Raw genomic sequence first — 14131 nt, 5'->3', positions numbered from 1 at the left:
GTCATCAGCCCATCCCGGGCGGACCCGCTTCAGCTCCGGCCCGGAAGAACCTCCCGGACCGGAGCCGAAGCTGTGCCAGACGGCCGTGGATCAGACGATGTTGATGTCGCTGCACCACATGTAGGTCTGGTCCATGTGCGACGCCTTCCAGATCACGAAGAGAACGTGCTGGCCGCTACGCCCGGACGGGATCGAGACGTTGAACGAGATGTTCTGGGTCGGCGCGTAGCGCCCGGTCTGCAGGATCTGGTCGATGTTGCCCCAACCGACGCGCTGTGAGTTCGGATTGAACCCTTGCCGGGTGACGTATACCCGGAAGAAGTCAGCGCCGTGGCTGGCCTGGTCGTAGAACCGGAGCGTGAAGTTGCGGCTGACGTTCGTCGCCTTCCAGGCCCCCGGCTGGTTCACGGTGTCGTTCCTGGAGAGGGCGTTGCTGCAGAGCTGCCCGTCGGGCGTACGGGCCTGGTACTGCCCGCCGAGGCCGTCCCGCAGCTGGCTCATCCAGTTCCACATGGTGTCGGGGTTGGCCTGGAACGCCCGGTAACACATCGGGTCCTGCGTCTGCATCGCCGGATCCATGTGCCGGTGGCCCCAGTTCTGCCAACACTGGTAGGCGCGGGTCGCCGGGTTGATCACGGTGCCGTGTGCCTGGGCGGCACCCGTCCAGGGCAGCAGGGCGGCCACCACGGCGAGGGCCAGGACCAGTGCCCGGACGGTCGGCCGGGATCGCCGGCCGGACTGGTGGGGATGGTGTGAACGCACGGTACGTCCTCCCTTTCTGAGGCGCTCACCGGGACGGGTTTGGGAGCGCTTCCAGCGAGTATCACACCATTCGGACAAGATATCAATGATCGTCTATTGATATCCGTTGTTCAGATTCGCCGGAGTCACCATCTTGATCAGCACGTCACGCCGCCACCTCGAATATCCAGGAACGGCGGTATTCATTGATCGACAATTTGCGCGTCGGAACGGTTCGTGCCCCGGCGACGGCCGGGACGCCGGTCAGCGGGCCAGGACCTGGTCGGGGCTGCGCTGGGTCGCGTCGCGAACCTCGCCGACGAGCTTCTCCACCACGTCCTCCAGGGCGGCCAGACCGAGGAGTTGGCCTGTCGAGTCGACGATCGTGGCGAGGTGGGCGCCGCGGTGCTGCATGGCGGTCAGGGCGTCGCGCAGCGGCCGTTCGGCGTCCAGGGTGGCGAGCGGACGGATCAGTGCCGGGTCGAGCGGCTCGTGATGCTGTTCCGCTGGCAGTCCGAGGATGTCCTTGACGTGGACGTACCCGGTGAGCTCGCCATCCGGGTCGGTGAGCGGAAAACGGGAGAATCCGGTTGCCGCGCACTGGCGTTCCAGCTCTGCCACTGTCGTGTCCTGCGGCAGGGTGACAAGTAATGCCAGCGGAAGCGCCACGGTGGCGGCGGCCTGGTCGTTGAAGGCCAACGCACCGGTCAGCAGATCGTGCTCGTGCTGGTCGATAAGCCCTTCCTGCCGCGACTGGGCGATGAAGCCGCTGATCTCCTCATTGGTGAAGCTGGAGGCGACCTCGTCTCTCGGGGTCACCCGGAGCAACCGCAGAACCGCGTTGGCGATCTGGTTGAGCAGCCAGATCAGTGGGCGGAGAACGGTGACGATGCCGTACAGGACCGGCCCCAGGATCAGCGCGGAGCGCTCCGGACCGGCGAGGGCGATGTTCTTGGGCACCATCTCACCGAGCACCATGTGCAGGAACACGACGACGGCCAGGGCGATGGTGAACGCGATGGGGTGCAGCAGCGCCTCGGGCACGCCAACGGCGGCGAAGGGCCGCTCCAGCAGGTGCGCCACTGCGGGTTCACCTATCGCACCGAGGCCGAGCGAGCAGACGGTGATGCCGAGTTGCGCGCCGGCCATCATCAGCGAGACGTTCTCCATCGCTCGCAGCGTCACGCGGGCGACGGACGAGCCGGCCGCCGCGCGGGGCTCGATCTGCGTACGGCGGGCGGAGATCAGGGCGAACTCCGCCCCGACGAAGAAGGCATTGCCGGCCAGCAGCACCACGGCCAGCAGGATCGCGGTGACGTCACTCATGACCGGGTTTCCTCGCTGAGCTGGTGGTCGGCGTGGAGGCGCAGGGTGAGTCGGTCGACCCGGCGGCCGTCGAGCCGGATGACCGCGAGTTCCGCCTGGGCAGAGGTGGGCAGGCCATCGGCATCGGGATGGTTCCGGTCGGCGACGGACACCGTGATGGTGTCGCCGACCTGCGGGAAGCGGCCGAGACGCTCGGTCACCAACCCGCTGAGGGTGTCGGTGTCCCGCGCCTCCGGGAGGTCGAGGCCGATCAGCCGGGACGCCTCGTCGGGGCGCAGCAGACCGGAGAGCGTCCAGGTACCGTCGGCGGCCCGGTGGTGGCGGCGGTGGGGTCCGTCCTGCTCATCCGTGATCTCACCGACGATCTCCTCGACGAGATCCTCGAGGGTGACGACACCAGCGGTTCCGCCGTACTCGTCGACGACGGCCGCCACCTGCAACCCGTGCCCGCGTAGTACCGCCAGCAGCGGGTCGAGCGGCACGGTCTCGGGCACCTCGGGAAGGTCCACCATGATCGCCCGGACCGGACGGGTGGTCCGCTCGGCGGTAGGCACCGCCAGGGCGTGCTTGAAGTGCACCACGCCGACGACGTCGTCCACGCCGGCACCGGTGACCGGGAATCGGGCGTGGCCGCTTACTGCCGCGAGGGTCAACACCTCCCCGGCGGGCGCGTCGGCGGAGACGAACTGGACCCGATTACGCGGGGTCATGACGTCGGCCGCGGTACGCCCGCCGAAGTCGATCGAGCGCGCGACGAGTTCCGCCGTACGCGCGTCGAGCGTGCCCTCCCGGCCGGACCGGGTGACAAGTGAGGCGAGTTCCTGCGGGGAGCGCGCCGAGGCCAGTTCCTCGGTGGGCTCGATGCCCATCAGGCGCAGAATACGATTCGCCGTGCCGTTGAGAAAGCGGATCAGCGGCCCGGCGGCGGTGGTGAAGCCACGTTGTGCTCCGGCCACGGCGCGGCCGACGCGCAACGGCTCGGCGATCGCCCAGTTCTTCGGTACGAGCTCACCGAAGACCATCTGGAAGCCGGTCGCCATTGCCAGCGCCAGGATCACCGACACGGCGGTGACCGTCGAATCGGACAATCCGGCCAGCCCGAGCGGGCCGCGCAGCAGCTTGGCCAGCGACGGCTCGGCCAGGAAGCCGACCACCAGGCTGGTGACGGTGATGCCCAACTGCGCTCCGGACAGTTGGGTGGACAGTGTCCGCAGCCCCTTGAGCAGTCCAGCGGCCTTGCGGTCGCCAGCCTGCGCCCCGCGCTCGACCGTCGCCCGGTCGACCGTGACGAAGGCGAACTCGGCGGCCACGAACAGCGCGTTCGCCGCGATCAGCAGGACCGCGACGGCCAGCAGCAGCCACTCGGTCACCGGCGGGCCCTCGCTCGACCCTCGGGCTGCTCAGGACTGGGAGGCTCACCGTCGCTGGACATGCCGGCCAGCGTAGGCAGGCACGCTGGGACGTTGCTGTGTGTCCCGCACCACGCTTGTCTGACCATCGCGACCGACAGGAATGCCGTCCCGGTCGGCTCAGTCGCGCCGGAATCGCCGACGGCGCGCCACGGCCCGGACGCCCGGTTCAGGGCTGGTAGCGGTAGCCCATGCCGGGTTCGGTGATCAAATGACGGGGTCGGGCGGGGTCGGGCTCGAGTTTGCGGCGCAACTGGGCCAGGTACTGGCGCAGGTAGCCGGTCTCAGTCTCGTACCCCGGCCCCCACACGTCGTGCAGCAGTTGGCGTTGGCTGATCAGTTTGCCCGGGTTACGCAGCAGCGTTTCGAGTACCCCCCACTGCGTCGGGGTCAGTCTGACTTCCACGCCGTCATCGCGGATGACGGTGTGGGCGGCGAGGTCGACGGTGTGCCGACCGAGCTGGGCGGTGGGGCTGGCCGCGTCGGCGGCGCTCGTGTGTCGGCGGGTGACGGCACGGATGCGGGCGAGGAGTTCGTCGACGCCGAAGGGCTTTGTGACGTAGTCGTCGGCGCCGGCATCGAGGGCGGTGACCTTGTCGTTGCTGCCGGCGCGGCCGGACAGCACGATGATCGGGACGGTGGTCCAGCCACGGAGCCCCCGGATGACGTCGACGCCGTCCAGGTCGGGCAGGCCGAGGTCCAGCACGACGAGATCGGGTGGGTGACTGCCGGCGGCCTTCAACGCGGCCGTCCCGGTGGCGGCGACGTCGACCTCGTAGCCGCGTGCCCGCAGGTTGATGCGCAGGGCGCGCAGGATCTGGGGTTCGTCGTCGACGACGAGGATCCGGGTCATTCCTGCGGGCCCTCCGTGGGTGCGGTAGGTGTCGCGGCAGGCAGGCGAAGCACCATTGTCAGTCCTCCACCGGGGGTGGTCTCGGGGTTGATGCTGCCGCCCATGGCCTCGGCGAGGCCACGGGACAGGGCCAGGCCGAGGCCGACGCCCGTGGTGGTGTCACGGTCGCCGAGCCGCTGGAACGGCAGGAAGACGTGGTCCCACTGGTCCTCCGGGATGCCGGGGCCGGTGTCGATGACGCGGAGTTCGACCTGACCGGAGTGGGCGCTGGCGGTGATGGTGGGTGGTTGTCCGGGTGGGCTGTGTCGCAGGGCGTTCGCGACGAGGTTGACGAGCACCCGCTCCAGCAGGCCCGGGTCGGCGGCGACCGCGGGCAGGTCGGTGGGGATGTCGGTGGTGACGTCGGCGGCGGGCTTACCGAGTTCGTCCAGGGCCCGGGGTACGACGTCCTCCAGACCGATCGACGCGACGGTGATGCCGAGTGCCCCGGCCTGTAGTCGGCTCATGTCGAGCAGGTTGGCCACCAGCCGGCCGAGCCGGTCGAGGGACTCGTCCGCGGTGGCCAGCAGTTCCTCCCGATCCTCGATGTCGAACTCGACGTCCGGACTGCGCAGGCTGGACACGGCGGCCTTCGCCGAGGCGAGCGGTGTGCGCAGGTCGTGGCTGACCGCGGCGAGCAACGCGGTGCGCATCCGGTCCGCCTCGGCGAGCGGTCGGGCGGCGGCGGCCTCCTCGGTGAGACGTTCCTGCCGGAGCGCGACAGCGGCCTGCGCGGCGAACGCCTCGACGATGCGCCGGTCGGCGGCCGCCAACCGTCGGCCGGAGAGCACGACGGTGAGCCGCTCATCGACGGGTACCGCCGTTTCGCCGGCGCTCGGGGTGCGGGCTGGTGCCGCACCGACGCTGGCGACGAGCCGCCAGGCGCCTTCCTCCCGGTCCCGGCCGGGGCGCCCGGCAGCTTCGGCGGCCTGTTCCAGGACGCTCACCGCCCGCAGCGCGAAGGTCTCCCGGAGCCGCTCCAGCAGCGCCGGCAGCGGGCGTTGTCCGCGCAGGACGCTGCCGGCGACGGTGGCGAGGGTCTGCGCGTCGGCGGACGCGCGGGCCGCCTCGCGGGTGCGCCGCGCCGCCACGTCCACCACCCAGCTCACCGCGACGGCGACCGCGACGAAGACGCCGAGGGCGAGCAGATTGTCCGCCTCGGCGATGGTCAGCGTGTGGAAGGGCGCGGTGAAGAACCAGTTCAGCAGGAGGGAGCCACCGAGAGCGGCGAGCAGCGCCGGCCAGAGTCCGCCGACGAGCGCGACGCCGACGACAGCGGCGAGAAAGATCAGAATGTCGTTGGTGAGGGTCAGGTCCGGCAACGCCTTGAGCAGTGCTGTCAGAGCGGGCATGCCCACGACGGTGAGCGCGAATCCGTACAGCCTGCGCCGCCGGGACAGCGCGGCCGGCACCGCCCGACCGCGCCGACCACGACCGGCCTCGGCGTGGGTGACCAGGTGTACGTCGATGGGGCCGGACAGCGCGGTGGTGGTGACCCCGACGCCACGGGAGAACAGTTGGGCGAAACGCCCCCGACGGCTGGCACCGAGCACGAGTTGGGTCGCGTTGACGCCCCGGGCGAAGTCCAGCAGCGCGGCGGGAATGTCGGTGCCGAGAACCTGGTGGTAGGTGCCGCCGAGGCTCTCGGCCAGCACTCGCTGCCGGGCGAGCTGCGCGGGGTCGGCGCCGGCCAGCCCGTCGCTGCGGGCGACATGTACGGCGAGCAGGTCGGCGCCCTTGCTGCGGGCGGCGACGCGGGCCGCCCGCCGGATCAGCGTCTCCCCCTCGGGCCCACCGGTCAACGCGACGACGACCCGTTCACGGGCCTCCCAGGTGGCGGAGATGCCCTGTTGAGCGCGGTACGCGTCGAGTTGCTCGTCGACCTTGTCAGCGAGCCAGAGCAGCGCGAGCTCCCGCAGAGCGGTGAGGTTGCCGACGCGGAAGTAGTTGCCGAGCGCGGCGTCGATCTTGTCTGGGCGGTAGATGTTGCCGTGCGCCATCCGTCGGCGCAGCGCCTCGGGCGTCATGTCGACGAGTTCGACCTGTTCGGCGGCGCGGACCGCGGCATCCGGGACGGTTTCCCGCTGGATGGTGCCGGTGATCTGGGCGACGACGTCGTTCAGCGACTCCAGGTGCTGGATGTTGACAGTGGTGAGCACAGTCGTCCCCGCGTCCAGCAGTTCCTGGACGTCCTGCCAGCGCTTCTCGTTGCGGGATCCGGGGACGTTCGTGTGGGCCAGCTCGTCGACGACCGCCACCTCGGGCCGCCGGGCGAGCACCCCGTCCAGGTCCATCTCGGTGAACTCGGCGCCTCGGTAGGCGATGGTGCGCCGGGGCACCTGCTCCAGCTCACCGATCATGGCGGCGGTGTGCCGGCGGCCGTGGGTCTCGACGAACCCGATCACGACGTCGGTGCCGCGCTCCGCGCGTCGGTGCGCCTCCTCCAGCATCGCGTACGTCTTCCCCACGCCGGGAGCGGCGCCGAGGTAGATGCGGAGCTCGCCTCGTGGCACCCGAACATCCTCTCTGGTGACATGGCCGCCAGGCATCCGGCGGCCGGACCGGGCCAGGCTGGACCAACCGTTTCGATGGTCCAGCCCCGGCCTCGGTCAGCGGGCGGGGAATTCCCGATCGAGCGCGAGGTTGAGTTCCAGCACATTGACGCCGGGCTCGCCCATGAAGCCGAGCGACCGGCCGGTGGTGTGCTCTCCGACGAGGCGGCGGATCTCCGCCGGGTCCGCGTCGCGCTCGCGCGCCACCCGGTTCACCTGCAGTTCGGCGTACGCCGGGGAGATGTGTGGGTCGAGACCGCTGCCGCTGGCGGTGACGGCGTCGGCGGGGACTGCGGGGTCGGCCGGTGCGTCGCCCCGGATCGGGGTGACCAGCCCACCGGCTGCCACGTAGTCCTCACCGGGCTGGGCCAGTTCCACAGGCACCCCTTCGTAGCTGGTGAGGAACGGCGTGGCCGGAGCGACCTGGTTGACGCTGACGACCCGGGTGACCGGACCACTCAGTCCGTCGGCGCGGAACACCGCGAGCACCGCGCCGACCCCGTCGACTGTGCAGTACGGACGGCGTCCATCGACACCGTCCAGTTCCCCGACCGCCCTGCTGCGCGCGCAGACCTGGGTGAGCAGGCTCCGCGTCGACTCCTCGGGGTCGTTGGAGATGGTGTCGACGACGCTTTCCGGGCCGAGGTTGCTGGCGGCGGTCGCGGTGGGGTCGTAACCGTCGCCGGCGGCGGACGGACGGGACTGGAAGTAACGCGGGACGGGGTTGCCGTCCGGGTCGGTGAAGGATTGACCGATCAGCGCACTGCCGACGGTCCGCCCGTCTGCGGCGACGAGCGACCCGTCCGCCTTCTCGGCGAGACCGGGGACCCGACCGACCGCGACGAGAGCGAGCGGATAGGCGAGGCCGAGCAGAACGGTGAAGACGAGCAGCGCGCGCAGGGCGGCCAGGTGCTGGGCGAGCCAGTTCGGTAGGCGCATCAGGAGATCCCGGGGATGAGCTGGAGGAGCAGATCGATGAGTTTGATGCCGAGGAACGGCACGACGATGCCGCCGAGGCCGTAGACAAGCAGGTTGCGGCTGAGCAGTTTGGATGCAGCGGCGGGTCGGTAACGCACGCCGCGCAGGGCGAGTGGAATCAGCGCGACGATGATGATCGCGTTGAAGACGACAGCGGACAGGATCGCCGACTCCGGGCTGGACAGCCGCATGACATTGAGCGTGTCCAGACCGGGATAGATGCCGGCGAACATGGCCGGGATGATCGCGAAGTACTTCGCGATGTCGTTGGAGATCGAGAAGGTGGTGAGTGCGCCTCGGGTGATCAGTAACTGTTTGCCGATCTCAACGATCTCGATCAGCTTGGTCGGGTCGGAGTCGAGGTCGACCATGTTGCCGGCCTCCTTGGCGGCCGACGTGCCGGTGTTCATGGCGACGCCGACGTCGGCCTGGGCGAGCGCCGGGGCGTCGTTGGTGCCGTCGCCGGTCATCGCGACCAGGCGGCCACCCTCCTGCTCCTTACGGATCAGGGCGAGCTTGTCCTCCGGGGTGGCCTCGGCGAGGAAGTCGTCCACTCCCGCCTCGTCCGCGATGGCCTTGGCGGTCCGCGGGTTGTCACCTGTGATCATCACGGTACGGATGCCCATCGCGCGCATCTCGTCGAAACGCTCCCGCATGCCGGCCTTCACCACATCCTTGAGGTGGATGACGCCCAGGGCGCGGGCTAGCTCGCCGTCGACGTGCTCGGCGACCACAAGTGGGGTGCCGCCGGTGCCACTGATCTCGTCGACGAGCTGGCCGACCTGCTCGGTCGGGTGGCCGCCGTTCTCGCGTACCCACTTCATCACCGCGGCGGCGGCGCCCTTGCGGATGCGGCGCGCCGGCCCGGCGATGCCCCCGTCCACGGTCGCGTCCGGGGTCAGGTCGACGCCACTCATCCGGGACTGAGCGGTAAAGGGCACGAATGTGGCGTGCGGGATCAGGCCGGGCTCCCGCTCGCGCAGCCCGTACTCGTTCTTGGCGAGCACCACGACCGAGCGCCCTTCGGGGGTCTCGTCGGCGAGGCTGGACAGCTGCGCGGCGTCGGCGACCGTTGCGGCGTCGAGGCCGTCGGCGGGCAGGAACTCGGCGGCCTGCCGGTTGCCCAGGGTGATGGTGCCGGTCTTGTCCAGCAGCAGGGTGTTCACGTCGCCGGCGGCCTCGACAGCACGCCCGCTCATGGCGAGCACGTTGCGCTGGACGAGGCGGTCCATGCCGGCGATGCCGATCGCCGACAGCAGCGCCCCGATCGTCGTCGGGATGAGACAGACTAGCAGCGACACCAGCACTATTCCGCTGACACCGGCGTCGGTGATCGCCTGCGTGTCCGGGGCCGCGCCCTGGTAGTCCTTCGAGAAGATGGCAAGTGGCTGAAGGGTGACGACGGCCAGCAGGAAGACGATCGTGAGCGCGGCGAGCAGGATGTTCAGCGCGATCTCGTTCGGCGTCTTCTGCCGGTTTGCCCCCTCGACCAGATTGATCATCCGATCGATGAAGCTCTCCCCCGGCTTCTGCGTGATCATCACGACGATCCGGTCGGAGAGGACCTTCGTGCCGCCGGTGACCGCGCTACGGTCGCCGCCGGACTCCCGGATCACCGGGGCGGACTCACCGGTGATCGCCGACTCGTCGACGCTGGCGATGCCCTCGACCACGTCGCCGTCACCGGGGATGATCTCGCCGGCCTCGACGACGACCACATCGCCCTGCTTCAACTGTGGAGCGGGCACCGACTCGGTGCGGTAGGTGCCGGGGGCGGCGCCCGCGGTCCAGCCCAGAGCACGAAGGGCGACTGTGTCCGTCTTCGCCCGGCGCAGGGCGGCGGCCTGAGCCTTGCCCCGACCCTCGGCCACGGCCTCGGCCAGGTTCGCGAAAACCACAGTGAGCCACAGCACGACGGTGATCGCGACCGCGAACACCGACGGGTCCGCCACCGCGAGGACGGTGGTGAAGAGCGCTCCGATCTCGACGATCAGCATGACCGGGTTGCGCCACAGGATGCGCGGGTCGAGCTTGCGTACCGCGTCGGGCAGCGACCGGAGCAGTTGCCGCGGATCGAGCAGGCCGCCGCCCCGGTTGCCCTGGGTGGCGGGGGTGCCGGCGGTCGCCGCGTCGGCGGTGCCGTGCGGTGCCGACGTGGAGGTGGTCATGTCCTTCTCTCTCATGATGGTCACAGCCCCTCAGCCAGGGGACCGAGCGCGAGGGCGGGCAGGAAGGTCAGCGCGACGAGGATCACCGTGACGCCGACGACCATCCCGACGAACAGGGGTCGGTGCGTGGGCAGGGTGCCCTCGGAGGCGGGGGTGGGTTGTTGGCGAGCCAGTGAGCCGGCCAGGGCGAGCACGAAGATGATCGGCAGGAAGCGGCCGAGCAGCATGCACAGGCCCAGCGCGGTGTTCCACCACGGCGTGCTCACGGTGATGCCGGCGAACGCGGATCCGTTGTTGTTGCTCGCCGAGGTGAACGCGTAGAGCACCTCGGACATCGCGTGCGGCCCGACGTTGAGCGCCGTCGAGTTGTTGCCGGTGGCGAACGCCGCGGCTGTTCCGATCAGCACCAGCGCCGGGGTGATCAGGAAGTACAGCGACGCGAGCTTGATCTCGCGGGAGCCGATCTTCTTACCGACGTACTCGGGGGTCCGACCGACCATCAGTCCGGCCACGAACACCGTGATCACCGCGAGGATCAGCAGGCCGTACAGGCCGGCACCGACCCCACCGGGGGCGACCTCGCCGAGCATCATGTTGACCAGGGGCATCATGCCGCCCAGCGCGGTGTACGAGTCGTGGAACGAGTTCACCGCGCCGGTGGAGGTGAGCGTGGTGGCGGCGGCGAAGGTGGCCGAGTTCGACACGTCGAACCGGACCTCCTTGCCCTCCAGCGCCGCGCCCACGGCCTGCGGCACGGTGCCGTTGCCTGTCAACTCGAACATGTTCGTCAAGGTGATGCTGGCCAGCGCCAGGACCGCCATGACCGCGGCTATCGCGTAGCCCTGCCGCACCTGGCCGACCATCCGGCCGAAGACCCGGGGCAGGGAGAACGGGATCACCAGCAGCAGGAAGATCTCCAGCCAGTTCGTCCAGGTCGTCGGGTTCTCGAATGGGTGGGAGCTGTTGGCGTTGTAGAAACCGCCACCGTTGGTGCCCAGTTCCTTGATGACCTCCTGGCTGGCCACCGGCCCGCCGGTGATGGTCTGGCTGCCACCGGTCAGGGTGGTGATCTCGGTGCCCGCCGACAGGTTCTGCACCACCCCGCCGGCCATCAGCACGAGCGCGCCGAGCACCGAGATCGGCAGCAGGATCCGCAACGTGATCCGGGTCAGATCGACCCAGAAGTTGCCCAGATCGCCGGTCCGGCTGCGGGCGAACCCCCGGACCAGCGCGACGGCCACCGCGATGCCCACGGCGGCGGAGACGAAGTTCTGTACCGCCAGACCGGCCATCTGCACCAGGTGACCCATGGTCGACTCACCCGAGTACCACTGCCAGTTCGTGTTGGTCACGAACGACACCGCCGTGTTCCACGCGCCATGTGTCATCACCGGATCGAGTCCGAGCGAGAGCCACAGATGGTTCTGCAACCGCATGAACCCGTACAGGAACAGGATCGACACTGCCGAGAAGGCCAGCACGCTGCGGGCGTACACGCCCCAGGACTGCTCGGCGGCAGGGTTGACCCCGACCAGGCGGTAGATGCCCCGCTCCATGCGGGACTGCTCGGACCCGGAGACCACCCGGTAGATGTAGTCGCCGAACGGCTTGTGCACGGCGACCAGCGCGGCCACCAGTGACAGGATGAACAGCACCCCGGCTGTCGTCGCGGTCATCAGAACCGCTCCGGGAACAACAGGGCGACCACCAGGAACACGGCCAGGCCGATCGCCAGCAGCAGACCGACGGCGTTGACGGCGCTCACAGCTTCTCCACGCCCCTCACCAGCAGGGCCAGCGCCGCGAACAGCGCCACCGTCAACACCACGAACACCACGTCAGACACGTCTGACTCCTTGATTCGGGACACCTCGTCACGCAGCCGATGGGCCACGCCGCGCAATCACATCCGGGCGCGTGCTCAGCCGACAGGGGCTATCACGCAACCATCACAGCGAGCCGGCGATTATTAACGCCCTTTTCACAGCGCCTCCGTGACCGGGTGACGCCCGCCACTACGGGCAGCCGAAAACCCGAGCACGCGGGTGGCCGCACCCGACCGGGCCGGCCGTGAAGGTTGTCGATCCGGCGGCGCGGAGGGCCGTGGCGGGCCGGTCGCGTCGAGCACACCGAGGCGCGGGGCGTAGGCCCCCGACGGGGCCGTGACCAGGAGAGCCGATCCCGTAACACCGTCGCAACACCCTTGACACCCAAAGGTGAGCCCGGCCACACTACGGATGCTAATTCGATTTAGCTGACATGCACCACAGATGCTCCACCCGCGCCGGACCGGCACTCGGCCGCGCCCTGCGGCAATCCGGCTGGAGGTGACGTCGAAAGCCCTTCGGTGGCCAATGTCCGAAAAAGACCGTAGATCCCCACGAGGCCGCGAGAGACCACAGAGGAGTAGTCCCAGATGAGGAAAGCGACCGGAAGACGCCGGCTCAGCCGCGCGATCTCGTTACTCGCGATCATGTCACTCGGCGCGGGGGCCAGCGCCGCCATCTCCGCACCGGCCGCCATCGCGGGCAAGCGCCCGATTGTGGAAGGCGCGACCGTCAAGGCGGATCGCGGTTCACCGACCGGCTACACAGTCACGTTCGTCTACCGCAACCCCAACGCGACCCAGGTCCGCCTCGCCGGAGACCTGACTCTGCTCGACATCGCCACGGGGAACACCCGGTACCAGCCGGAGGAGTGGCAGCCGGGGCGCTACCACGCCGGAGGTACCGAGTTCCTCCGGGACATGACGAAGGACTCGAAGGGGAACTGGTCGGTCTCCCTGCCGCTGCACGCCGGTGGGATCAGCTACTGGTACCGGGTCTGGGACCCGACGCAGGGCTGGGAGAACAAGCGGATCTGGGATCCCGCCTCGACGAACCCTCGCCCGCCTGGCGAATCGTCGTTCCGGGTGCGGAACAACGACGTCCTCGACGCGGTGTACGTGCCGTACGCCAAGAAGCAGAACGACCCGGTGCTGAAGGGGCGTGCGGAGTACGAGCTCCCGATCGCGGACCGCAAGAAGCGGGGCACCGTCAGCTACATCCCCTACACCACGATCCTCGGCGACAGCGGCCACTACCTTGGTGTCTACCTGCCGGCCAACTACAACCCCAAGCGGGCCGAGCCGTACAAGGTGGCGTACCTCGCCCACGGCATCTTCGGTGACGAGACCGACTTCATGGTCCCGGCGAACGTCCCCAACATCCTGGACAACATGACGGCCAAGGGCGAGATCGAGCCCACCGTGGTGGTCACCATGGGGAACCACTTCACCGGCACCAGCCTCGGCTTCGGTTCCTACAACCAGACGAACGCCGCCAACAACCTGGTCCAGACGATCCTTCCGCTCATCGAGGAGAAGTACAACGTCTCGACCGAGCGGGAAGGTCGCGCCTACGCCGGGTTCTCCTACGGCGGCATGACGGGCGCCCACGTCATCAGGGGCTACCCGACCACGTTCGCCTACTACGGTCACTTCTCCGGTAACCCGTCCCTGTCCGCTCAGGACTACGACAACGTCGCCGCCGCGGTCGGGGACGACGACCTCTTCGTGTTCCTCGGCAACGGTGTCTTCGAAGGCAACCTCAACGCCCAGAACGCCATCGCGGACAACTTCCGGGCTCGGGGATACGCCGCGCGGACGACCCAGGTCCCCGGCGCGCACGACGGCATGACGGCGAGCCAACTGTTCACGATCTTCGCCCGCGACCACCTGTGGTCGGAGGTCGACACCGTGGGCACGGCGCGGACAGTAATCAAGGCGAAGGCCACGCCGGCGTCGATCGCCAGTGGTGGCACCTTCAAGCTGCACGTCGACGTGCGGGCACAGACCCGGCACAAGAAGGCGCCGACGGTGACTGGCGAAATCACCGTCACCTTCGGTGGCGGCACTCACGTGGTGCCGCTGGCCGGCGGAAAGGCCATGGTGAAGCTGCCGACCACCGGCTTGTCGGCGGGTGTGTACCCGGTCCACGTCGCCTACTCCGGTGACCGGAACTACGCGCCCGCCGCTGGGGTCCACCAGCAGCTACGGGTCCGCTGACACGCGATGTGGTGGGCCGGC

Annotated in this window: 11 protein-coding genes; 1 reads left to right on the top strand and 10 read right to left on the bottom strand. The window is 69.2% G+C overall.

Annotated features, from left to right (window positions below; translation table 11 throughout):
• Positions 1-90: 90 nt before the first annotated feature.
• From Van01_RS18590 to Van01_RS33500, 10 genes are all read right to left on the bottom strand, one after another.
• On the bottom strand, positions 91-762 hold the full coding sequence (locus tag Van01_RS18590; RefSeq protein WP_204008785.1) for a lytic polysaccharide monooxygenase auxiliary activity family 9 protein: 672 nt from the start codon (positions 760-762) through the stop codon (positions 91-93).
• Positions 763-1005: 243 nt separating this feature from the next.
• The gene (locus Van01_RS18585) at positions 1006-2067 is read right to left on the bottom strand and encodes a hemolysin family protein (RefSeq protein ID WP_204008783.1); all 1062 of its coding nucleotides are present in this window, start codon (positions 2065-2067) and stop codon (positions 1006-1008) included.
• Entirely contained in the window at positions 2064-3437 is a 1374-nt protein-coding gene (locus Van01_RS18580; RefSeq protein ID WP_204008781.1) for a hemolysin family protein, read from the bottom strand. Before Van01_RS18580 ends, Van01_RS18585 begins: the two co-directional genes overlap by 4 nt.
• A gap of 208 nt (positions 3438-3645) precedes the next feature.
• On the bottom strand, positions 3646-4329 hold the full coding sequence (locus Van01_RS18575) for a response regulator (RefSeq protein ID WP_204008779.1): 684 nt from the start codon (positions 4327-4329) through the stop codon (positions 3646-3648).
• Positions 4326-6881, bottom strand: coding sequence for a DUF4118 domain-containing protein (locus tag Van01_RS18570; RefSeq protein WP_204008777.1), 2556 nt, complete (start codon positions 6879-6881; stop codon positions 4326-4328). Before Van01_RS18570 ends, Van01_RS18575 begins: the two co-directional genes overlap by 4 nt.
• Positions 6882-6977: 96 nt before the next feature.
• Entirely contained in the window at positions 6978-7859 is an 882-nt protein-coding gene (locus tag Van01_RS18565; RefSeq protein ID WP_204008775.1) for a potassium-transporting ATPase subunit C, read from the bottom strand.
• The gene (gene kdpB / locus Van01_RS18560; RefSeq protein ID WP_204008773.1) at positions 7859-10066 is read right to left on the bottom strand and encodes a potassium-transporting ATPase subunit KdpB; all 2208 of its coding nucleotides are present in this window, start codon (positions 10064-10066) and stop codon (positions 7859-7861) included. The genes Van01_RS18565 and kdpB overlap by 1 nt, the downstream gene beginning before the upstream one ends.
• A 20-nt stretch (positions 10067-10086) precedes the next feature.
• On the bottom strand, positions 10087-11742 hold the full coding sequence (kdpA, locus tag Van01_RS18555) for a potassium-transporting ATPase subunit KdpA (protein WP_204008771.1): 1656 nt from the start codon (positions 11740-11742) through the stop codon (positions 10087-10089).
• The gene (gene kdpF, locus Van01_RS18550; RefSeq protein ID WP_204008763.1) at positions 11742-11831 is read right to left on the bottom strand and encodes a K(+)-transporting ATPase subunit F; all 90 of its coding nucleotides are present in this window, start codon (positions 11829-11831) and stop codon (positions 11742-11744) included. Before kdpF ends, kdpA begins: the two co-directional genes overlap by 1 nt.
• Entirely contained in the window at positions 11828-11959 is a 132-nt protein-coding gene (locus tag Van01_RS33500; RefSeq protein WP_275410364.1) for a hypothetical protein, read from the bottom strand. Before Van01_RS33500 ends, kdpF begins: the two co-directional genes overlap by 4 nt.
• Before the next feature lie 522 nt (positions 11960-12481).
• Here Van01_RS33500 and Van01_RS18545 point away from each other — a divergent pair.
• Positions 12482-14110, top strand: a complete 1629-nt coding sequence (locus tag Van01_RS18545; protein WP_204008760.1) for an alpha/beta hydrolase-fold protein — start codon at positions 12482-12484, stop codon at positions 14108-14110.
• Positions 14111-14131: the final 21 nt, after the last annotated feature.

This window comes from Micromonospora andamanensis (assembly GCF_016863495.1).
Lineage (GTDB): Bacteria > Actinomycetota > Actinomycetes > Mycobacteriales > Micromonosporaceae > Micromonospora > Micromonospora andamanensis.
Note: the sequence above shows the minus strand (reverse complement) of the source record. Positions and strands in the feature narration are given on the sequence as shown.

Coding starts and splice junctions, on each gene's coding strand:
- Van01_RS18585 (WP_204008783.1), bottom strand. CDS start 2,067: ATGAGTGACGTCACCGCGATCCTGCTGGCCGTGGTGCTGCTGGCCGGC.
- kdpB (WP_204008773.1), bottom strand. CDS start 10,066: ATGACCACCTCCACGTCGGCACCGCACGGCACCGCCGACGCGGCGACC.
- Van01_RS18545 (WP_204008760.1), top strand. CDS start 12,482: ATGAGGAAAGCGACCGGAAGACGCCGGCTCAGCCGCGCGATCTCGTTA.
- Van01_RS18565 (WP_204008775.1), bottom strand. CDS start 7,859: ATGCGCCTACCGAACTGGCTCGCCCAGCACCTGGCCGCCCTGCGCGCG.
- Van01_RS18575 (WP_204008779.1), bottom strand. CDS start 4,329: ATGACCCGGATCCTCGTCGTCGACGACGAACCCCAGATCCTGCGCGCC.
- kdpA (WP_204008771.1), bottom strand. CDS start 11,742: ATGACCGCGACGACAGCCGGGGTGCTGTTCATCCTGTCACTGGTGGCC.